We start from the raw sequence: 21115 nt of genomic DNA, 5'->3' as shown, positions 1-21115 counted from the left end.
AGTGCTGTTTATCAATTTAATTTAACTGCTTTTACTTTCTCAGCGTTACCAATCTTTTCATCAATTATTTTTTGGTACTGTCATTTATACACACTATCACAGCGTGTGTTATTTAATGGCGGTACCTTTTGAACAAGGTATCATTTATGTTTAAAAGATCTTGGCCAGTTTTATTAATTTTTATTTCAATGATTTCGGTTCAAGGCAGTGCTTCTATTGCTAAATATCTGTTCCCCGTTCTTGGGCCAGAAGGTATGACTGCATGGCGCTTAACCTTTTCATCAGTAATGTTAGCGATGATCTTTAAGCCGTGGCGCAAAGCGATAACTAAGCAAGCTTTGCGGTATATCATCTTATACGGATTGGCAATGGGGTGCATGAATTTAAGTTTTTATAATGCTATCTCACGCATTCCGTTAGGAATTGCTGTTGCCATTGAGTTAACCGGCCCGATTATGGTGGCAATGTTTTCCGGGCGGCGATTAGCTGATTTTATTTGGTTGGGTATTGCAGTAGTTGGTCTGGGGATGTTATTGCCGATTCATCAAGCCTCGAGCGAATTAGATCCGATCGGTATAGTAATGGCATTAACTGCCGGTGCTTGTTGGGCATGTTATATTCTTTTTGGGCGCAAAGCCGGCGCAATACATGGTTCGTCAAGTGTGGCATTGGGCGCAATTATTGCTTCAATACTGTTATTTCCAATTGGTGTTTGGCAAAGCGGTAGTGCGATGTTTTCGATTTCGCTCTTGCCGTTGATTTTTCTCGTTTCGTTGCTGGCGTCTGCTATTCCGTATGGGTTAGATATGGTGGCACTTCCACGGTTACCTGCTCAAACATTTAGTACTTTAATGAGCCTTTCGCCGGTATTTGCCGCTTTTTCGGGATTGATTGTGTTACACGAGCAGTTAACGCATTATCAGTGGCTAGCCATTGGCTTGATTATCTTGTCTTCAATTGGTACCGTGTTGTCTATGAGTCGTCCTACCAAAATCAAATCGCTTAAACAGCAGTAAAATAAAAACATCGCACTATAAATTAGTAAAGTGCGATGTAAAATTGAGATAGATTAATTGTTGAGTGGCAAGCGGTTTTTGCTTGCCGATAAGATTAGCCTAATTTAGCGTCGGGGTAATCCCATTCCGCCACCCATAAGGCCTTTCATTTGGCGCATCATCTTCATCATGCCGCCGCCTTTCATCTTCTTCATCATTTTTTGCATATCTTCAAACTGTTTAAGCAGTTTGTTGACATCTTGTACTTGAGTACCGGAACCCTCAGCGATTCGGCGTTTACGTGAGCCTTTTATGATCTCCGGATTGGCTCGCTCTTTTAATGTCATTGAGCCGATAATCGCTTCCATTTTAATGGTGATTTTATCATCCATTTGTGCTTTGATATGCTCCGGAAGCTGACCTACACCCGGCAATTTAGCCAACATGGCGCCCATTCCGCCCATATTGCGCATCTGTTTAAGCTGATCTTGGAAATCGTTAAAGTCAAATTTATCGCCTTTTTTAAGCTTTTTGGCAATTTTCTCGGCTTTTTCACGATCAACATTATTTTGCAGCTCTTCAATCAGAGAGATAACATCGCCCATGCCTAAAATACGTGATGCAATGCGATCCGGATAGAATGGCTCTAAGGCATCGGTTTTTTCACCCATACCTAAGAATTTAATCGGTTTGCCGGTAATGTGGCGAATAGATAATGCCGCACCACCACGTGCATCACCGTCGACTTTGGTCAGTATCACACCCGTTAAAGGAAGCGCATCATTAAAGGCTTTAGCCGTGTTAGCGGCATCTTGCCCGGTCATCGCATCGACAACAAATAGCGTTTCAATTGGGTTGATTGCTTGATGAAGGGCTTTGATTTCATCCATCATCTCACCGTCGATATGTAAACGACCGGCAGTATCGACAATCAACACATCAAAAAATTGTAATTTCGCATGTGAAATGGCATTGTTAACAATGTTTATCGGTTTTTCTTTAATATCAGACGGGAAAAACGCAACATCGATAGCTTTGGCTAACGTTTCTAACTGTTTAATCGCCGCCGGACGATAGACGTCGGCAGAAACAACTAATACTTTCTTTTTCTGTTTTTCTTTTAAAAATTTGGCTAATTTTGCAACGCTGGTAGTTTTACCGGCACCTTGTAAACCTGCCATTAAAATAACCGCAGGTGGTTGGGTGGCCAGATTGAGCGAGCTGTTGACTTCGCCCATTGCGGCGGTCAGTTCAGCCTGCACAATTTTGATAAACTCTTGACCCGGCGTTAGGCTTTTGCTGACATCTAATCCAACGGCCTTTTCTTTTACTTGATTGATAAAATCACGGACGACCGGTAGTGCAACGTCAGCTTCAAGCAGTGCCATTCGCACTTCACGCAGTGCTTCTTTGATATTATCTTCAGACAAACGCCCACGACCACTTAGATTGCGAAATGTCTGTGATAAACGTTCGGTTAAATTCTCAAACATATTAACTCTCAATATACGGAAAAATTTTGGTTATCATATCAGAAAATTTAAAGAAGTCCCATGATCATCGTTACCCCTTTGCTTGACACCCAATAGTGTTCCTGTTGAAATGGGCAGAGATAAAAGTAGAATGATTTCAGATTTTTACAATCTAACTGAATGTTAAATCAAAAGGAGAGTATCGAACATGGCAACAGTAATTAATACCGATAAAGCACCTGCGGCGATTGGACCATATGTTCAGGCAATCAATTTAGGTAATATGTTATTTGCATCCGGGCAAATTCCGCTTGATCCGGCAACCGGGGAAATGCCTGCTTGTGTGAAAGAGCAAACAAAACAGAGTTTAGCGAATGTCAAAGCGATTGTGACAGCGGCCGGTTATCAAGTCAGTGATATTGTTAAAACCACTATCTTTTTAGCCGATATGAATGATTTTGCCGCCGTTAATGAGGTGTATCAAGCCTTTTTCGTCGAAAATAATGCCTCTTTCCCGGCTCGCTCTTGTGTACAAGTTGCCCGAATTCCAAAAGATGCCAAAGTTGAAATAGAAGTGATAGCCGCTAAGTAACTTATCTCGCTTCAGTTAGCACCGTTATGGTGCTAATGCTTGTCAAGAAGTTTCAGAAAATGTATATGTTTGAGTATAAAATCTGAATTGAAAATATTTATCCAATAACTAAGCTAAATTGCCAAAGATTCCAAAGTTCAAAGAGACGTAAGCGCCAATAGGGTAATTTTACAGATTTAATCTCATTATTAGGCGTTAATCTTTGTCAAGAAGTTTCAGAAAATGTATATGTTTAAGTATAAAATCTGAATTGAAAATATTTATCCAATAACTAAGCTAAATTGCCAAAGATTCCAAAGTTAAAGGAGACGTAAGTACGGACAGGGCACTTTTACATATTTAATCTCATTATTAGATGCTAATCTTTGTCAAGAAGTTTCAGAAAATGCATATGTTTTAGTATAAAATCTGAATTGAACATATTTAACCAATAAATAAGCTAAATTGCCAAAGATTTCAAAGTTCAAATAGACGTAAGCACCGACAGGGCAATTTTACAGATTTAATCGCATTATTAGATGCCAATTATTGTCAAGAAGTTTCAGAAAATGTATACGTTTAAGTATAAAAGCTAAATTGAAAATATTTATCCAATAACTAAGCTAAATTGCCAAAGATTCCAAAGTTAAAGAAGACGTAAGTACCGACAGGGCAATTTTACAGATATAATCTCATTATTAGATGCCAATTATTGTCAAGAAGTTTCAGAAAGTATATGTGTTTTAGTATAAAATCCGGTTGAAAAACCGTTATTTTCTTTCTCTTTATTATAATGTTTATTCTCTTGTCCCGATTAATTAAAATCTTATTAAATGATTTGTTGTTAAACTGCTATTTAGAGATTGATTGCCAATGAAGTTGGTGTAATAATCTACAATTATCGATTGTCAGTTTATGTGTAATCAGGTTGCAAATATGTTTGAGAAAGTAGAGCCGTATGCCGGGGATCCAATTTTATCATTAGTTACAGAGTTTAATCATGATAACCGTGAAAACAAAGTTAACTTAAGTATCGGTTATTATTATGATGATAATAGTGTGGTACCTCAATTACAGTGCGTTAAGACTGCTCGTGATTATGTTTATCACCATAATCAAGGTGCGCAGTTATACTTACCAATGAGTGGAATGCCCGAATATTGTCAAGCGATTCAAAAGTTATTATTTGGTCAAACGCACAGTGCCTATAAAGATAAACGAATTGCAACTATTCAAACATTAGGCGGATCAGGAGCGCTTAAAGTCGGTGCCGATTTTTTATTTCGCTATTTTCCAGATTCGCAAGTTTGGGTGAGCGATCCTACCTGGGAAAATCATATTGCTATTTTTAGCGGGGCAGGCTTTAAGGTTAATAAATATCCCTATTTTGATTCTGAAACTTGTGGGGTAAATTTTGATGCAATGCTTGAAACGTTAAATCAGTTACCGGCTAAAAGCATTGTATTGCTACATCCGTGTTGTCATAATCCGACCGGCGCAGATTTGACTAAAGCGCAGTGGGATACGGTGATAGATGTTTTACGTGCACGTGATCTTATTCCCTTTATGGATATTGCTTATCAAGGCTTTGGCGAGAGTATCGAAGATGACAGTTATGCCATTAGAAAAGCCGCAGAAGTTGGTTTATGCGGTTTTGTAAGTAACTCATTTTCCAAAACATTTTCGTTATATGGCGAGCGAGTTGGTGGACTATCTGTTTTATGTGATAATAGTGAAGTAGCAAATCGTGTACTTGGTCAACTTCAAGCGACCGTACGTCGAAATTATTCTAGTCCTGCGGCCTATGGTGCGCAGTTAGTGGCTTACGTATTAAATAATGATGCGCTTAAAGCACAATGGTTTGACGAAGTCGAGTCAATGCGTAAACGTATTGTGACTATGCGTTCAACTTTAGTTCAATTACTGAAAACAGCGGCGCCTAATCAAAATTTTGATTATTTAGTCAAACAGCGTGGCATGTTTAGTTATACCGGATTTTCAGCAGCACAAGTCACACATTTAAAAGATAATTTTGCTGTTTATTTGGTGGGCAGTGGAAGGATGTGTGTGGCAGGTTTGAATCACCAAAATATTCATCGCGTAGCAGAGGCATTTGCTACCTTAAACTAACCGTGTATTAATTATAGAGGAGTATGTAATATGTTCCATAAAATATTAATTTTGGTGTTAGGGATTGTCATGACAACGCTGGTAACTGGATGTAATACATTTAGTGGTGTTGGTAAAGATGTTCAATCAGGCGGTAAAGCGATTACAAATACTGCTGAATCGGTAAGCGATAAATTATAATTAGGATGATAACCATTTTTATAAATAACCCATATTTATAAAAATAATACGTAAAAATGCGATTTATACTTATTTGTATTAGTTTATTTTTTTTGGTTGGGTGCGGTTCGTTAAATTTTCGAACTGCACCTTTAACTATGGAAAACTGCCATTATGCCTCGCTTAATCAGATTCAATTTCAATTAAATCCACTTTCTTCCAATATCACCAGTTATCAGCACATCAATATCGCACCTAGCCGATCCAGTCGGCACTTATCGGCAACTTATGCCGGGATGAAAGGTAAATTAACCGGTAATATTATCGTTCGTCATTATCCTAAAGAGACATTTTGGCGGGCACCAAGTTTATTAGAAAGAGCATCTTTGTATGATGATGGCTATGATGATCTCTACATTAGCCCTGCGCAACGAGCAGCACGTGACCGTAAAGCAAAATTTGTGGCAAGGGAAGCCATTTTACAAAATTGCCAAATTATTTATATCGTGATTGATTCTTTAGCTGAAGATAGTGACAATCCAAAGCTTATTGTTTCACCGGAAGTTTCAATTATTCAGTAAGCTCAATGCACAATGTTAGCAAAACGAAATAAAACAGGCTGGATTTATGGATGTTAACGTTTGGAATGTGGTGCATTTTTAATCTATCTGTTTTTAGCTATAAATAATAAATTGATTGTTATCGAAATAGTATAAAGATTGTTTTATCATTATATCGATTAGTGAGTAAATTAAGTCAGTCAGAAAAAATATAAAAGTTTAGTAAGAAGTGTTGTTGGTGCGTGTATCTCGATAGCTTATATGCTAAAGTTTATACGTGTTAAACATGCCTTAGTTAATCGTAGCGGTTGTGTACCAAGCATTAACGGTATTGTTAGTTAATTTGTTTTTAAGGAAATAAAATGTCATTAAACTTTGAATCTTCTTTAAATGGAAAAGTGAAAAAAGCAGTTGTTCCGGTTGCCGGTTTAGGTACGCGAATGTTACCTGCAACCAAGGCAATTCCAAAAGAGATGTTGCCGGTGGTTGATAAGCCTCTTATTCAGTATGTCGTAAAAGAGTGTATTGCTGCTGGTATTACCGAAATTATTTTTGTTACCCACTCTTCTAAAAACTCGATTGAAAACCATTTTGATACCAGTTTTGAATTAGAAGCGATGCTAGAAGCTCGGGTTAAACGTCAATTATTGCAAGAGGTGCAAAGCATTCTACCTAAACATGTGACCATTGCCAGTGTTCGCCAAGGTTTAGCTAAAGGGCTGGGGCATGCGGTAATGTGTGCGTATCCTTTAGTTGGTAATGAGCCATTTGCCGTGGTTTTACCCGATGTGATTATTGATGAGTATGACAGTGATCTTGCCACCGATAATTTAGCGGCGATGATCAAAAACTATCATGAAACAAAGCACAGTCAAATTATGGTTGAGCCGGTACCTAAAGAGTTGGTTTCATCTTACGGTATTGTTGATTGTCGTGGTGAAGCGCTATCTGCCGGTAATGTTACCCAAATGTATAGTGTGGTTGAAAAACCTTCAATTGAAGAAGCGCCTTCCAATCAATCTGTTGTTGGACGCTATGTTTTATCTGAAAAAATTTGGCCGTTGCTTGCGAAAACGCCATTAGGTGCAGGCGGAGAAATTCAATTAACTGACGCTATCGCAATGTTACTTGAAGAAGAGCCGGTTGATGCTTATTGCATTAAAGGTCGTAGTCACGATTGTGGTAATAAATTAGGTTATGTCCAAACATTTGTGCAATACGCAATGCGTCATAAAAGTTTAGGCGATGATGTGAAAGCTTGGTTAAAAACGCTTTAATCCCCTAATACGACTGTTGTTACGATCGTAACAACCAAAAAAGGACGCAATGTGGCGTCCTTTTTTGTGGCTTACGTTTAATTAGGCGGAATTATCATTGTCCAGTATGACATTAGGATCGTTAAACACGTCCATATCCATTGTTCCCACCTCACGGTCGGTTGCCACAGCCGCTGTCATGGCGCCCGATACGTTGGCTAAAGTCCGTGCCATATCAATAATTGGATCAACAGCCAGTACCATACCGATAAGTGCAAAGTGCTGCGCCATACCCATGCCGGATAAAACCACTGTTGCAGCAACTGTTGCTGTGCCTGGAATGCCGGCAATACCAATTGAGCCAATGACAACGACAATCACTAACATGATGTAAAATTGAAAATTGGTGTCGATTCCTACCATATGCGCCACCATGACCGCCAGTAGCGCCGGGAAAAATCCGGCACAACCGTTCATCCCCATAGTACTGCCAAGCGAGCCAACTAAGTTAGCTGTACCGCTATTTACGCCCATTCGCACGGTTAACGTTGAGATTGTCATCGGTAAAGTGCCAACCGATGAGCGACTGGTAAAAGCTAACAGCCATGTGCCCAATGCCTTTTTAATAAACATAACAGGTGAGATACCGTGTAGCATCACAATGGCAATATGCACAATAAGCATAATGAGCATTGCAATATAGACCGCTGCGACAAAGCTTGAGACTTCAATAATGGCAGGAATACCATTTGAAATAATCGTACGTGCCAGCAATGCAACAACTGCATAAGGCATGTATTTGATGATTGTCATGGCAATTGACATGACGATTTTATATAGTGCCTCGATAAAGGTTTTAAATAGTGCAATAGGTTGAGGATTTTTCTTTTCCATGCGATTAGCTGCCAGCCCCATCAGTGCTGAAAAGATAACTAATCCAACAATATTTTCTTTAACCATTGATGCAATAATATTGCTAGGAATAAGATTAACAAAAGTATCAATGATGCTGGTATATTGTTTAGCTTCAGCATGATGTACCGATGTTGAGCTCATTTCACCCAGTTCAAATAAGTTGGCTAAAATAATGCCGACAATACAAGCGATAGCGGTGGTGAAGAGTAACCAAAAAATTCCACGGAAGGCAATTTGTGGCAGGTTTTTTTTGCCGGAAAAATCAATAATCACTTTGACAATTGAGACAAAAATGAGCGGAATAACCAACATGCGAATAAAGGCGATAAAAGCCCGCCCAAACAGACCGTACCAATTGGCGATTTCTTGCATCCATGTCTTCGGGGTTGTTGGGAATCCCGCCATAGCTTGAATGCCTAAGCCAAGCACAGCGCCAAGGATTAACCCCACTAACATGCGGATTGAAAAACTGACTTTTTTATTTTGTAATGGTTTTAACACCGCAAAAAAACAGATGAGTAGTAACCCTATACCAATTAACGTTTGATAGTAGGTAATCGATAGGAATTTTTCGAAAAAAACTCCATGAAAAATGGCTTCTGACATAATACCTCCGCCGTTTAGTGATAAATTTAATTATCTAATAATCCTATTTAATAATCAGTCTATTTGTTGGAATGACATGTAGACTAATTGAGCGAAACTATCTGGTTAAGATAGCGGCATGTTCATAACTTGTCTTAAAATCGAAAAGGGGGATAAACTCAATTTGCTGTTTATCGGTAACCTTCTCTATTTTGCGATCGAACCTGCAATATTTAAAATGTCCCATGGTCTGGAAAATGGGGGGGCATATAAAAAGTCCATCATGGATAATTCATCGATTTTCATTTTTGCCCAAATAGCGCAAGCCAGCACATTAACCCTTAATGCAGCGCCATGGCCGCCGGCAATTTGTCCGCCTAAAATCACTCGGGTATCGGCGTGATAAATCAATTTAGCCACAATCGTGGTTTGTCCGGCGACATAATTACTGTGGTTTTTATCTTTAACCATAACCGTTTTATAGGGAATTTTTGCTTTTATCGCTTCATTTTCGCTCAGACCTGTTCGCCCGGCTTCACTATCAAATACTCTGAGCGCTGAGGTGCCTAACGTGCCCGGGAATTGGGCATTTCCGCCGGCTAAGTTCTCCCCAACGACTTTGCCCAGTTTATTGGCGCTGGTTGCTAAAGGGATATAGACGGTTGATTGGCTGACTCGATGCTCGATTGCGGCGCAATCGCCTGCTGCATAAATATTGGCTATGTTTGTTCGCCCGAAACTGTCGGTAATAATGGCGCCATTGCCCAGCATATTCATGCCAAGGTGCTGATAAATGTGGCTATTTGGCTTAACTCCGGTGGCGATAATGACCAGATCAGCTCGATATTGTCCTTTATCGGTTATGACACCGGTGACAGCGTGTTCACCTTCAAAGCCTTGTACTCGCTCTTGCAAATGTAAATCGCAGTGCTGTTTGATATTGTCTTGAATAATTGCCGTCATTTCGCTATCAAATGCATCGACTAATACTCTGTCATCGAGTTGGATCAGTTTGACTTTTTTCTTTAAAGCGACCAACGATTCGGCAATCTCAAGCCCGATATAGCCAGCACCAACCACAATCACATTTGTAACGTTAGGGTTAGATAGCGCTTGTTTAATGGCTTGACCGTCGTGAAGATCACGTAGAGTAAAGATATTTTTTAGATGACCATTTGAAAAATTTGGCATAATTGGACTTGCGCCAACGGCAAGTAGTAGTTGATCGTAATTGTCATCAAAACTATGACCGGTGCTAAGATCTTTCACCGTCACTTTTTTAGCTTGGGCATCAATAGCAATCACTTCATGGCGAGTTTTGATTTCAATACCGTCTTTTTCGAACTGTTCAGGTGTGCGGGAAATCATTTCGTTGTCATCGTTAAAATGCTCGCCAATAAAGTAAGGCAATCCACAAGCTCCAAACGATACAATATCAGACTTTTCATAAATACGAATTGTTGCATTTTGAGCCATCCGTTTGGCTTTTGCCGCAGCACTTGCTCCGGCAGCTTGAGCGCCAATAATGATTATTTTCATCTATTATTCTCCTTAGTGCTCAGATAGAATCTTATCTATCATCCTATCATAGGTTATAACCTATGGTTAACTTTGATGAAGATTTGGTATCTTTATTAGTCAATTTAAGCTGTCTGTTTCACGCTAAGCTAATAATAACTGACTATTAAATAGTTTGAATTGATGTTGATAGTAACCGATTTTGTCAAGAAGTTTCAGAAACATTATATGTTTTAGTATAATTAATTAAATCTTTGATTAAATCTACCTGTAATTGTTCGTCATTAAGTGCCGGAATATAATGAAATTGCTTACCGCCGGCATCGAAAAACAGTTGCCGATTTTCTTGATCGATTTCATAAATCGTTTCAAGACAATCAACCGAAAATCCCGGGCTGATAACATGCACATTATGTATCTGTTTTTTTGCCATTTCTTGCAACATATCGCAGGTTTTAGGTTTGACCCATTTTCCTTTACCAAATTTCGATTGATAAGCCATATGTATCGGTACAGTGATACCCTTTGCTTGACATTTTTCAATAAGGAGTAACGTGGTCAGTTCACACCGCTCTATATAATCATCCTGACGTTGGCGGATATATCGCTCCGGAATGCCGTGATAAGAAAGTAAAAGCGCTTGTGGCTGACCATGCTCATTGAAAGCCTGTTTTATTTGTAGATATAGGGCTTGGATATAACTTGGATGATCGGCATAATCACGAATATAGTGGATTTTTTGTTTGCTTTTTTCGCTCGCCACAATCTGTCTTAATTTATCTAAAACCGCCAATGTGGTGGTTGTGGAATATTGTGGAAACAGCGGCAATACAGTAATTTTTTTACACGCCTTAAGTTTATTGAATGCGGATTGAATATCTGGTTGACCATACGTCATGGCAAGCTCGCACTGCACATCAGTTAATTGCGATTGTAGTTTGTCGCACAGTAAGCGGCTGTAATGCAGTAAAGGTGATGAGCCGTCGATCCAAATTTTTTGATAATGGTTGATGATATACGGCACTCGTTTAGGTAACACGATATATTTTAGTAGTGGATACCAAAAAAAGGCCGGTAGATCCACCACATGCCGATCCAATAAAAACTCAGTTAAATACTGTTTTATTGCATCCGGTGTTGCGGCGCTAGGGGTGCCTAAATTAACTAGTAATAAACCATGCTTTTTATTCACAAGCAATCCTTATATTTAGCTAAGATATCGGTTAATAATGGCAAGAAGCCGATCTAATGCTCCTTGATTTTGTTTTAAGACTTGATACGCATTTTCGCCAATCTGTTTACGTTTAGTTGGGTGATTTAACAGATCATCTACGGTTAAATAGAGTTCATCTACTGAGTTATGGCAAACAAGCAGTCCATTGGCTGCCTTTAGTTGTTCACAAATAACCTTAAAATTGAAAAAGTGCTCGCCAATAATAATCGGTATATGATGCAAAGCCGGCTCTAACGGATTATGACCGCCGTGCTCAATTAAACTGCCACCGATTAAGGCGATATCTGCAACACCATAAAGCTCCAGTAATTCACCCATGGTATCACCTAATATCACTTGCGTTTGATCGTTTGGCGTTTGATCAGCGCTACGCTTAATATAGCGCAATCGGTTATCGATAATCAATTTTTCTACTGTTTTAAAACGCTCCGGGTGGCGAGGCACTAAAATTAATAACAGATTCGGGTGGTTTTGGACTAAGCGTTTAAATGCCGATAAAATAATTTCATCTTCACCGCTGTGGGTGCTGGCTGCTATCAATACCGGCCGATTTAATTGCCATTGTTGTTTCAACTCAGCAATGCGCTGATGTTGTTTAGCGGTTAAATCAATATCAAATTTTATACTACCGGTAATGGCTAAGTGATCTGCCGGTAAACCTAACCGGATAAATCGTTCGCCGTCTTGCTGATTTTGTGCAGCAACCACACTGATTTTACGCAGTAGGTGGCTGATAGCTGAGCCAAGTTTACTGTACCGTTTTGCCGAACGCTCAGAGAGTCGGGCATTAGCGACAATTAAAGGAATATGCCGTTTATAACACTGGTTGATAAAATTTGGCCATAGTTCTGTCTCCATAATTATCACCAGCTTTGGTTGAACAGTGTTTAAAAAACGACGAAGCGCACAAGGTAGGTCATAAGGTAAATAAACATGATTAACGCTATCTTTGAGCAGTGATTTTACCCGTTCGGAGCCGGTTGGTGTCATTGTGGTGACAGTAATAGGTAAATGTGGATATTGCTGTTTTAACGCGTTAATTAGTGGCACAGCCGCAATGGTTTCGCCCACTGATACGGCATGCACTAAAATGCCACCGGCTTTGACTTTATTTTGACAAAAGCCATAGCGCTCAAGCCAACGTTGACGATAAGCCGGTGCTTTTCGGCTACGCCAAAGAAGCCTTAACCATACCAACGGCTGAATAAGATAGAGTAAAACAGTGTATAAAATTTGCATAGCAATTAATGAGATAAGTTAAAAAAATGTTGGCGATAATAAACTAGCTCAGCAATGGAATCACGAATATCATCGAGCGCTTGATGTGAACTCTTTTTGCTGATGCCTTTTAAAATTTCCGGTTTCCAACGTTTTGCTAATTCTTTCACCGTGCTGACATCTAAATAACGATAGTGAAAATAGCGCTCTAAATCGGGCATGTAGTTGAATAAAAATCGGCGGTCTTGACCAATGGTATTACCGCAAATCGGTGAGCAATTTTCCGGTACCCACTGTTTTAAAAATGCCAGTGTTTGAAGCTCAGCTTGTTGTTCATTAATTTTACTTTGACGCACTCGATCAATAAGTCCCGAGTTTCCATGCGTATTTTTATTCCAATCATCCATTAATGCTAATTGTTCATCTGATTGATGAACAGCAATTACCGGCCCTTCTGCAAGAATGTTGAGGTTTGTGTCGGTAACGATAGTGGCAATTTCGATAATGCGATCAACCGCCGGATTAAGTCCGGTCATTTCAAGGTCAATCCAGATAAGATTATTACTATTTGCTTGTGATGGTTTAGTCATAATTTGCGTCAGAAATTTTCTTTTTAGTGCTCATTAGTGTAGCATAACTGTCAATCTCTGTTTTAGCAAAATTAATGACTGTGGCAAAAATCCAACTATCAAAAAATCAGAAACGGCGAGTGGCAGCTAAGCACCAACAACGTTTAGCAACAAAGCAAGATGAGAACTTGTCCAACTTTTCATCGCCTTACGAAGGTGTGGTGGTGAGTCGATATGGTAAATCTGCTGACGTTGAAAACGATGCCGGGCTTATCTACCGTTGCAGTATTCGGCGTACATTACCTTCACTGGTGACCGGCGATAGAGTTTTGTGGCGTGAAAGCCTCGAGCCTAATACCAATGGCATCATCGAGGCGGTACATCCTCGCCATTCGGAGCTGGTTCGTCCGGATTTTTATGACGGCGTTAAACCGGTTGCCGCCAATGTCGATCAAATTGTTATTATTTCAGCAGTATTACCCGAGTTATCATTAAATATTATTGACAGATACTTAGTTGCTTGTGAAGCAACCGACATTCGCCCGATTATCGTGCTAAACAAGATCGACTTGCTCAATACCGATGAGCGAGCAGCTGTTGAAAAACAGTTAGCTATTTATAGTAAAATTGGCTATCAAGTGCTGTATGTATCTTGCCAAAATCAACAGGGTATTACACCTTTACAAGCCGCTTTGCAAGGTAAAATCTCAATTTTAGTTGGGCAATCAGGGGTGGGAAAATCGAGTATTATTAATCGATTGTTACCACATCAAACGCAATCGGCCATGACAGGTGATGTATCACAACTATCCGGACTAGGGCAACATACCACTACAGCAACCCGACTTTATCATCTACCTAATGGCGGTGATATTATTGATTCACCCGGTATACGTGAATTTGGTTTGTGGCATTTGGAGCCGGAACAAGTGATAGCCGGTTTTATTGAATTTGGTGACTATTTAGGGGGCTGTCAGTTCCGTGATTGTAATCACTTAAATACGCCCGGTTGTTTACTGCAACAAGCCGTCGCTGAAGGGAAAATTGCTTCATCAAGATTAGATAATTATCATCGCATTTTACAATCGATGAAAGAAGTCAAAGCAAAAACCAATAAAAGCTATAAATAGCTAGCTATAAATCAGCGATTGTTGCGCTAGCCAGAGTTTGACCGTCTGGTGATTAAAGCGGTGAGGGGGAATGGCTATCATGAACTGTTGCCCACAAACTACCAGTGATAAATGGTGGGCAACAAGTTAATCTACTCTCTTATGGGCGTTTTTTCAGAGCAATACCAATAGCCACATATGCCCAACCTTGAAATATTAAGTCTATCCCTAAGAACATGCCTAACACCCAAAGACTATCATATGGCCAACCGACGATAATCATCACGCCTAAAATTAGTGTAATGATACCTGAGGTTAATACCCAACCCCAACTTGGTAAGTGGCGGTTATTCATGGCAGCAAATATTTGGGTAAAACCACTCATAATTAATAAGATTGAGATAACTAACGTTAATGCAGAAGATACTGCCACCGGTTGGAAATAAGACATTACACCAATAAAGATGTATAAAATCCCCATTATTGCCCATAGCGCAGATTGTCCGAAACCTTTAACCGTAAAAGCATGGACTGCTTGGGCAATACCGGCAATTAAAATTAAAGTTCCAATAAAATAGACGGAAAAAACGGTTGCAATAAACTGGTAGCCTAAGGCTAAGGCACCTAATATCATTAAAATTATACCAATAACAATAAACCAGCCTGATTTTTGTTTAAGCTCTTCAATACTATTTGTGTTTGATATCATGTTAATTTCCTATTTTATAATTGATTTATGGTTGTTAATAACAGTATTTTTCATTTCATATTTAACGTTGTTACGCCTTGAATCTGAATTGAAAAATACTAATTGATAACGTAAAGACACGATAAATAGCAAGATTAAGTGCATTTAAATTGTACAAAAATCACTCAGCATAATAAAGCGAATTGTAAAATTAATTTTTATCTTTCAGTGCTTCATCTAGTGTTGAGTAAAACATTAATTTATTGGGAATAGGTAAAATTTTGGCACGTGCCAACGTTTTTAACGGTTGAAATTGTAATTCACAAATCGATAAATTTACCTGTTCGGGCAGTTCATCGATAAAATGTATTAATGCATTAAGTCCACCTGCATCGAGTATTGGCACCGCATCCCATTGTAATACGATATTTTCGTATCCATTTATTTTTTGGTACAGTTCCAAAAATGTTCGCTCAGCAGCCGCAAAAAATAGTGGACCACTAATACGAAGAACTAAGGTTTTATCATCACTTCGGTTAAGTTCAACTAAGCGAGTCATGCTGGCAATGCGACGCATAAAGAGAATTGAAGCAAGCACAATGCCTAATGTTATAGCAATGACCATATCAAACAATACCGTCAATGACATGCAGATAAGCATGATTAATATATCATCTTTAGGCGCACGTTTGATAATATAAATTACTCGCTGAACAGCGCTCATGTTCCATGCCACAATTAACAGTAAAGCCGCCATTGCCGAAAGGGGTATAAACGACAATACTGGCGCAAAACAGACCAGCGCCAGTAAGACAATGACTGAATGCAATACGGCCGCAATTGGTGATGTCGCACCCGCTTTTACATTTGCCGCTGAGCGTGCAATAGCAGCTGTTGCTGAAATGCCACCAAAAAATGGTGCAATAATGTTGCCCAAACCTTGACCAATTAGCTCACTGTTTGAGTGGTGTTTGGTGTGGGTCATCTCATCTAACACAACTGCGCAAAGTAGTGATTCGATCGCACAAAGCATTGCCATTGTTAAGGCGATTGGCGTAAGGGCAGAAATCGTTGACCAATCCCATTTAAAATCGGCATGTTGCCAAGGTAAGATTAATTCCGGTAACACAGACGGTATACCATGACCGATAGTGTTGTCCGGTAAAGTATAGCTAAATTTAGATCCTATTGTTTCAATATGACAATTAAATTGATTTAAAATAAACATCACTATCATGCCGGCAACCAATGCCGGTAAGTGACCGGAAATTTTTACCCTCAGTTTTGGCCATACAATTAACACAACTAATGTCACTAAACCGACTAAAGTATCAGCCAGATTAATTGTTGGAAAAGTTTTAACCAGTTCGATCACTTTGCCGACATAGCTTTCCGGCATATGCTCAAGGGTTAATCCAAAAAAATCTTTGATCTGCATGGTGGCAATGGTGATTGCAATTCCGGAAGTAAAACCTAATACCACTGGCAAAGGAATATATTCAATTAAGCGCCCTAAACGAATTATCCCCATTAAAATAAGAAAAAAACCGGAAAGCAGGGTGGCAACTAAGAGTCCGGATAAGCCATACTGCAACGAAACCGGATATAAAATAACCACAAATGCCGCAGTCGGGCCTGAAACACTAAAGCGTGAACCGCCAGTTATGGCAATAACAAATCCTGCAACAATTGCCGTATATAGACCGTGTTGAGGGGGAACACCACTAGCGATAGCTAACGCCATGGCGAGCGGTATAGCAATAATACCAACAGTAATGCCTGCAATTAAGTCTTTAAAAAAACGTGTTGTGGTATAAGGGGTTTTAATACATGATGATATTAATGCACTGCTAATTAGCGTTCCGGAAAAGCCATATAATTTCATTATCTTTTAATCAATTAGTGAGGTATAACTTGAATACTAATAAGATAATCTTTTTTAAAAAAATTAAAAGAGTGTTGTGAAAATAAAATCTATTTTGTAATTAAATAAAGTGAATAAATTTAGCTTTGGCGTGGAAAAATTTTAGGGTTAGCAAAATGGTATTTGATTAAAACTATTTGCCGTTTAATTTAATGAATCAATCAGCCGTGGTAAATAATATTGTTTTATTAAATCGCTTGTTTAGCGCCACTTTTCGCTTTAATCTATTACTGAGTACTTTCTTTACTCGCCACTATTAAAAAATAAAAACTACCCTCTCTTTTTATCACTTGTCTTGCATGATTTGTAGGAGCGATTTATGGTGTTTGCAAAGCAGCAATTTTTTAAACATTCATTTAAAGCGATAGGATTAATTATGTTACTTGCTTTATCTTCATCGGTGTTTGCGCTTGCGCAATTAGCTGGCTCAAAATCGGCTTATCAATATGATAATCAGCAAATGCTATCGCCGGCACCAAAAGGCTATAGTGCATTTTATATCGATCATGTTGGTCGGCATGGTTCACGCTATATCAGTAAAGCAAAATATGAAGATATTGCCTATAGTGTTTTAATATTGGCAGAAAAAAATAACCAGCTAACCCCAGCAGGTAAAGCGTTAATTACTCAAGTTGCTGCTATTAAACAGCTCAATAATAAGCACTATGGTGAGCTGACCGATCTTGGTCGCAACGATATTGCGTTAATTAGCAAGCGCATGCTAGCCAATAATCCAACCGTATTTAAAGGGCAGAAGATCGAGGTGCTCAGCTCAACGTCATCAAGAGCAAAACAGACCGCTCAAATTTTTATGCAAGCTTTTCAAGCCCTATATCCTGATATTGAAATAGCCACTCAGCCGGAAGATCAGCAATTTTTACTGCGCTTTTTTAACTATGCGCCGGCTTACGATGAATATAAAAAAAGCGGTCTTGTTAAACAGGCTTTAACATCACTTGAGCATGACCCAAAAACGATTGAAATTAGTCGAACGGTAGGCAAAAAAATCTTTACTGATGCGTTTTTATCACAGTTAAATGAAGATATCTCAATTAATGATAAATCGCCGATTAAGACGGAAGATTTTGTGATTGCGCTTTTCCAACTTTATCAAGAGTTGTTAGCATTACCTTCACAGGTATTAGTCGATAATCATCTTGATTTTGATGATTATTTTTCAGTAGATGATAACGCATGGCTAAATACCGTTGTCACAGCTAAAAACTATCTGCAAATTGGTCCGGCGTGGGATGCAAATGGTATTCAAATTAAAATCGCTGCGCCGCTATTATGGGATATGTTAACAAGTGCTGATAAAGCCATTGAAAATGGTCATATTGATGCCAATTTACGCTTTGCTCACGCTGAAACTGTCTCGCCGTTAGCCACATTACTAGAAATCGAAGGGGCGGCAACGGTGGCTGCATCAATTTTTGATTATCCAAACGTTTGGCGAGCCGATAAAATTGTGCCCATGGGCGCCAATATTCAATGGATTTTTTATCGTAGCGAGCAGGCTAATCAACCGATACTGGTGAAGGTATTATTAAATGAGCGAGAAGTTCATCTGCCAATTAGCACCGTCAATTATCCTTACTATCGTTGGGATGAGGTTAAACAGTTTTATACCGACAAGCTCAATAAATTGGGCTTAATGCAAAACCAAAATATGATGAAAATGTTACAAAATTTGCAGTGATTTGACCGCTGCCAAAGCGGTTTTGTCACCGTTTAGCTAAATTTTGTGACAGAAAGATAATGTTGCCTAACCAACACGTTATTCTATCAGTGTTGGTTTTAATGGGTGGATTTTAAACTATTGGTAAGATTTAAGGCGTTTTAATCAGATGATCACACTTGTAGCCAAAAAGTGACCGGGCCGTCGTTAATTAATGCCACTTGCATATCGGCGGCAAATTGACCGGTTTGGGTGTTTATCTGTTTTTGGCATTGTTCTACAAAAAATTGATAGAGTTGGTTGGCTAGTTGTGGGTTAGCACCTTTAGTAAAGCTCGGACGCATCCCTTTTTGGGTATCGGCCGCTAAAGTAAATTGGGAAACCACTAACACTTCGCCATTTACTTGACTGACATTCAAATTCATTTTACCGTCACTATCACTGAAAACCCGATATCCCAGCACTTTTTCACATAAACGTTTGGCTTTTTGTTCGTCATCGCCTTGTTCAACGCCAAGTAAAATAAGTAAGCCATGCTTAATCTGTCCAACAATGTGATCATCGATAGTAACAGAAGCTTGTTTAACACGTTGAATTAAGGCGATCATAATACGATTTACTCCGGTTGAGGCTGGTTTTCAAGGGGCTGCTTTTTTTGTCGATTAAATTCTGTCAATGTTGCGGCAAATTCTGCGCCAAAAAGTACAATGCACCAGGAGCAGTAAATCCAAACCAGCATGATAGGAATCGACGAAACAACACCGTAAATAAGTTGATAAGTTGGGAAGGAGGTCACATAAAGTGCAAATGCGCGCTTTCCTAATTCGAAAAGTATTGCTGCCACAATTGCGCCAATCATCGACTCTTTAAGTGGTACCGATTCGGTCGGAATAATGCTATAAAGTAACCAAAATCCAACCACAGAAATCAAAAACGGTAATATACTCAGTAAAATATTACCGGTGGCAGCGACAGATAACCATTTAAGTGAAAATATATAATAACTTACTGCCACACTTGATCCGACTAAAATCGGCCCCAATGTTAAAATCGTCCAGTACATGGTTAAGTTGTACATAAACGAGCGTTTACGCTTAGTTTTCCAAATATGGTTAAGAGCAGTATTAATAGTGTTGATTAATAATAACGAAGTGACTATTAAGCCAATGACCCCAGCAAAGGTCATCTTTTTGGTGTTGGCGATAAACTGTTCAAGATAATTTTGTATCGTATCACTGGCGGTAGGGACAAGGTTGCTGTAAATTAATTTTTTTAATGAAAGGCTTATTTCATCAAACATTGGGAAAGCAGAAAGCAAAGAAAAGATGACAGTGATAAGCGGAACTAAAGCCAAAATCGTAGTGTAAGCAAGCCCGGCTGCTGAAGTGGTCAAGCGGTCATGATTAAGGCGAGACCACAACATCATCGAAAAGGACTGTATTTGTTTGAGTATATTCATATAATTTCTTATTAGTTAGAAATAATACAATTATTGATCCCATTACCTTTTAATGAATTTAGTGCTTTCTCTGCGTTACTTTTACTGGTATATGGGCCGACGGTAACACGATACAACTGTCCAGAGGCAATATTACCACTTATTCCAATCATAGCAAGTTGTGCTTTTAACGTATCAGCATTCGCTTTTTCTTTAAAGGCTCCGCATTGCAATAACCATTTATTTGCATCTTTGCTATCTGTTGCCGATTGAGAAGACGTAGTCGGTGGTTTTGGCTGTGATGACGTTGTTGGAACATTACGGGAATTATTCACAAAACTGTCTAAGATCTGTTGTCTTTCGCTGGCAATTGCGTTAGTACCAGGATTAGCGTTTGGTGTCTCTAACTCTTTAAGATACGTCCAGCGTTCTTGCGGTTTTTCTGGCAAGGTTATCGCCGGTGGTTCCGTTTTTACTTTAGGTGGCTCAACGGGTTTGTTGGGATGATTATTCGAAACAAAATATAAAATAGCAGAAAATAGCGCAATAATAATGATTGCAAGAAAAATCATTAAACCGGAAAAGCTTTGTGATTTATTTTTTTTTGTTTGGCGCTTTTTTTTTCTCACATAATCACGCTGAACCACAATATACTCTCTTGTATTTTAGTTAATAATTATTAGATGAGTAGTTTACAAATAAAAAAAGTGGCTTACACCACTTTTTTTTAATTTTCTTTAACTTTAATAGTTAACAGATCAATAAAACATTACGCTAATGCTTTAATCTGTTTAACTAAATTCGCTTTATGACGTGCAGCTTTATTTTTGTGGATTAAGCCACGAGCTGCTTGACGGTCAACAACTGCTTGCATGTCTTTGAATGCTACTTCAGCTGTTTGTTTATCACCAGCTGCAACAGCTGCGTAAACTTTTTTAATATAAGTACGCATCATTGAACGGTTACTAGCATTATGTTTACGGCGTTTTTCAGATTGAACCGCACGTTTCTTAGCTGATTTGATATTAGCCAAAGTCAACTCCCAAGTTTAGAAAAAAATTACATATTAATAAGGCGGCAAAATATGCCTGATTTT

Annotated in this window: 20 protein-coding genes; 8 read left to right on the top strand and 12 right to left on the bottom strand. The window is 38.9% G+C overall.

The annotated features are described in order from the left end of the window. Positions 1–146: 146 nt before the first annotated feature. A complete protein-coding gene (locus J3U37_RS10175) occupies positions 147–1016 on the top strand; it encodes an EamA family transporter (RefSeq protein ID WP_220218232.1) in 870 nt (289 codons plus the stop codon). Between the two features lie 104 nt (positions 1017–1120). Here the strand turns inward: J3U37_RS10175 and ffh are convergent, their stop codons facing one another. Continuing rightward, positions 1121–2488, bottom strand: a complete 1368-nt coding sequence (gene ffh, locus J3U37_RS10170) for a signal recognition particle protein (protein WP_220218231.1) — start codon at positions 2486–2488, stop codon at positions 1121–1123. A 187-nt stretch (positions 2489–2675) separates the two neighbouring features. Here ffh and J3U37_RS10165 point away from each other — a divergent pair, with 187 nt between their 5' ends. The 5 genes from J3U37_RS10165 to galU all read left to right on the top strand — a co-directional run bounded on the left by J3U37_RS10165 (position 2676) and on the right by galU (position 7164). Further along, positions 2676–3059, top strand: a complete 384-nt coding sequence (locus J3U37_RS10165; RefSeq protein WP_220218230.1) for a RidA family protein — start codon at positions 2676–2678, stop codon at positions 3057–3059. 915 nt (positions 3060–3974) lie between these two features. Beyond that, on the top strand, positions 3975–5168 hold the full coding sequence (locus tag J3U37_RS10160) for an aromatic amino acid transaminase (RefSeq protein WP_220218229.1): 1194 nt from the start codon (positions 3975–3977) through the stop codon (positions 5166–5168). A 30-nt stretch (positions 5169–5198) separates the two neighbouring features. Then, on the top strand, positions 5199–5348 hold the full coding sequence (locus J3U37_RS10155) for an entericidin A/B family lipoprotein (RefSeq protein WP_255556151.1): 150 nt from the start codon (positions 5199–5201) through the stop codon (positions 5346–5348). Between the two features lie 137 nt (positions 5349–5485). Next, the gene (locus tag J3U37_RS10150) at positions 5486–5908 is read left to right on the top strand and encodes a hypothetical protein (RefSeq protein ID WP_267328785.1); all 423 of its coding nucleotides are present in this window, start codon (positions 5486–5488) and stop codon (positions 5906–5908) included. A 341-nt stretch (positions 5909–6249) separates the two neighbouring features. Beyond that, the gene (galU, locus tag J3U37_RS10145) at positions 6250–7164 is read left to right on the top strand and encodes a UTP--glucose-1-phosphate uridylyltransferase GalU (RefSeq protein ID WP_220218227.1); all 915 of its coding nucleotides are present in this window, start codon (positions 6250–6252) and stop codon (positions 7162–7164) included. A gap of 81 nt (positions 7165–7245) precedes the next feature. On the opposite strand, the gene J3U37_RS10140 is transcribed toward galU, so the two are convergent. The 5 genes from J3U37_RS10140 to orn all read right to left on the bottom strand — a co-directional run bounded on the left by J3U37_RS10140 (position 7246) and on the right by orn (position 13203). Beyond that, complete coding sequence (locus J3U37_RS10140) at positions 7246–8664, bottom strand: cation:dicarboxylate symporter family transporter (protein ID WP_267374713.1); 1419 nt, start codon at positions 8662–8664, stop codon at positions 7246–7248. Positions 8665–8850: 186 nt separating this feature from the next. After that, complete coding sequence (locus J3U37_RS10135) at positions 8851–10182, bottom strand: CoA-disulfide reductase (protein WP_267374711.1); 1332 nt, start codon at positions 10180–10182, stop codon at positions 8851–8853. A 184-nt stretch (positions 10183–10366) separates the two neighbouring features. Then, entirely contained in the window at positions 10367–11353 is a 987-nt protein-coding gene (hemH, locus tag J3U37_RS10130) for a ferrochelatase (protein ID WP_267374709.1), read from the bottom strand. Between the two features lie 15 nt (positions 11354–11368). Further along, positions 11369–12634: a lipid IV(A) 3-deoxy-D-manno-octulosonic acid transferase gene (waaA, locus tag J3U37_RS10125; RefSeq protein WP_267374707.1), complete on the bottom strand. Its 1266-nt coding sequence runs from the start codon at positions 12632–12634 to the stop codon at positions 11369–11371. Between the two features lie 5 nt (positions 12635–12639). After that, positions 12640–13203 carry an oligoribonuclease gene (gene orn / locus J3U37_RS10120; protein WP_267374705.1) on the bottom strand — a complete coding sequence of 188 codons (564 nt, stop codon included), beginning with the start codon at positions 13201–13203 and terminating at the stop codon, positions 12640–12642. Positions 13204–13283: 80 nt separating this feature from the next. Between orn and rsgA the strand changes: the two genes are divergently transcribed. Beyond that, positions 13284–14312, top strand: coding sequence for a small ribosomal subunit biogenesis GTPase RsgA (gene rsgA, locus J3U37_RS10115; RefSeq protein WP_416380007.1), 1029 nt, complete (start codon positions 13284–13286; stop codon positions 14310–14312). A 139-nt stretch (positions 14313–14451) separates the two neighbouring features. Here the strand turns inward: rsgA and J3U37_RS10110 are convergent, their stop codons facing one another. Together J3U37_RS10110 and dauA are read right to left on the bottom strand one after the other, a co-directional pair. After that, positions 14452–15000 carry an HdeD family acid-resistance protein gene (locus J3U37_RS10110; protein WP_220218220.1) on the bottom strand — a complete coding sequence of 183 codons (549 nt, stop codon included), beginning with the start codon at positions 14998–15000 and terminating at the stop codon, positions 14452–14454. Positions 15001–15190: 190 nt separating this feature from the next. Then, positions 15191–16864, bottom strand: a complete 1674-nt coding sequence (gene dauA / locus J3U37_RS10105) for a C4-dicarboxylic acid transporter DauA (protein WP_267336365.1) — start codon at positions 16862–16864, stop codon at positions 15191–15193. A 358-nt stretch (positions 16865–17222) separates the two neighbouring features. Between dauA and J3U37_RS10100 the strand changes: the two genes are divergently transcribed. Then, complete coding sequence (locus J3U37_RS10100; protein ID WP_267374702.1) at positions 17223–18602, top strand: histidine-type phosphatase; 1380 nt, start codon at positions 17223–17225, stop codon at positions 18600–18602. 152 nt (positions 18603–18754) lie between these two features. Here the strand turns inward: J3U37_RS10100 and dtd are convergent, their stop codons facing one another. The 4 genes from dtd to rpsT form a co-directional block, all read right to left on the bottom strand. Further along, entirely contained in the window at positions 18755–19189 is a 435-nt protein-coding gene (dtd, locus tag J3U37_RS10095; RefSeq protein WP_220218217.1) for a D-aminoacyl-tRNA deacylase, read from the bottom strand. An 8-nt stretch (positions 19190–19197) separates the two neighbouring features. Next, positions 19198–20040, bottom strand: coding sequence for a virulence factor BrkB family protein (locus J3U37_RS10090; protein ID WP_220218216.1), 843 nt, complete (start codon positions 20038–20040; stop codon positions 19198–19200). An 11-nt stretch (positions 20041–20051) separates the two neighbouring features. Next, positions 20052–20666 (bottom strand): SPOR domain-containing protein, encoded by a 615-nt coding sequence (locus tag J3U37_RS10085; protein WP_267328795.1) that lies wholly within the window; start codon positions 20664–20666, stop codon positions 20052–20054. A 122-nt stretch (positions 20667–20788) separates the two neighbouring features. Further along, positions 20789–21052, bottom strand: a complete 264-nt coding sequence (rpsT, locus tag J3U37_RS10080) for a 30S ribosomal protein S20 (RefSeq protein ID WP_220218214.1) — start codon at positions 21050–21052, stop codon at positions 20789–20791. Positions 21053–21115: the final 63 nt, after the last annotated feature.

The sequence above is a fragment of the Gilliamella sp. B3172 genome (assembly GCF_026536465.1).
Classification (GTDB): Bacteria; Pseudomonadota; Gammaproteobacteria; order Enterobacterales; family Orbaceae; genus Gilliamella.
This window is presented reverse-complemented; position numbering and strand designations above follow the sequence as displayed.

Coding starts and splice junctions, on each gene's coding strand:
- J3U37_RS10135 (WP_267374711.1), bottom strand. CDS start 10,182: ATGAAAATAATCATTATTGGCGCTCAAGCTGCCGGAGCAAGTGCTGCG.
- J3U37_RS10175 (WP_220218232.1), top strand. CDS start 147: ATGTTTAAAAGATCTTGGCCAGTTTTATTAATTTTTATTTCAATGATT.
- galU (WP_220218227.1), top strand. CDS start 6,250: ATGTCATTAAACTTTGAATCTTCTTTAAATGGAAAAGTGAAAAAAGCA.
- waaA (WP_267374707.1), bottom strand. CDS start 12,634: ATGCAAATTTTATACACTGTTTTACTCTATCTTATTCAGCCGTTGGTA.
- J3U37_RS10110 (WP_220218220.1), bottom strand. CDS start 15,000: ATGATATCAAACACAAATAGTATTGAAGAGCTTAAACAAAAATCAGGC.
- J3U37_RS10140 (WP_267374713.1), bottom strand. CDS start 8,664: ATGTCAGAAGCCATTTTTCATGGAGTTTTTTTCGAAAAATTCCTATCG.
- J3U37_RS10160 (WP_220218229.1), top strand. CDS start 3,975: ATGTTTGAGAAAGTAGAGCCGTATGCCGGGGATCCAATTTTATCATTA.
- dauA (WP_267336365.1), bottom strand. CDS start 16,864: ATGAAATTATATGGCTTTTCCGGAACGCTAATTAGCAGTGCATTAATA.
- J3U37_RS10165 (WP_220218230.1), top strand. CDS start 2,676: ATGGCAACAGTAATTAATACCGATAAAGCACCTGCGGCGATTGGACCA.
- orn (WP_267374705.1), bottom strand. CDS start 13,203: ATGACTAAACCATCACAAGCAAATAGTAATAATCTTATCTGGATTGAC.
- J3U37_RS10100 (WP_267374702.1), top strand. CDS start 17,223: ATGGTGTTTGCAAAGCAGCAATTTTTTAAACATTCATTTAAAGCGATA.
- dtd (WP_220218217.1), bottom strand. CDS start 19,189: ATGATCGCCTTAATTCAACGTGTTAAACAAGCTTCTGTTACTATCGAT.
- ffh (WP_220218231.1), bottom strand. CDS start 2,488: ATGTTTGAGAATTTAACCGAACGTTTATCACAGACATTTCGCAATCTA.
- J3U37_RS10155 (WP_255556151.1), top strand. CDS start 5,199: ATGTTCCATAAAATATTAATTTTGGTGTTAGGGATTGTCATGACAACG.
- J3U37_RS10150 (WP_267328785.1), top strand. CDS start 5,486: ATGGAAAACTGCCATTATGCCTCGCTTAATCAGATTCAATTTCAATTA.
- J3U37_RS10090 (WP_220218216.1), bottom strand. CDS start 20,040: ATGAATATACTCAAACAAATACAGTCCTTTTCGATGATGTTGTGGTCT.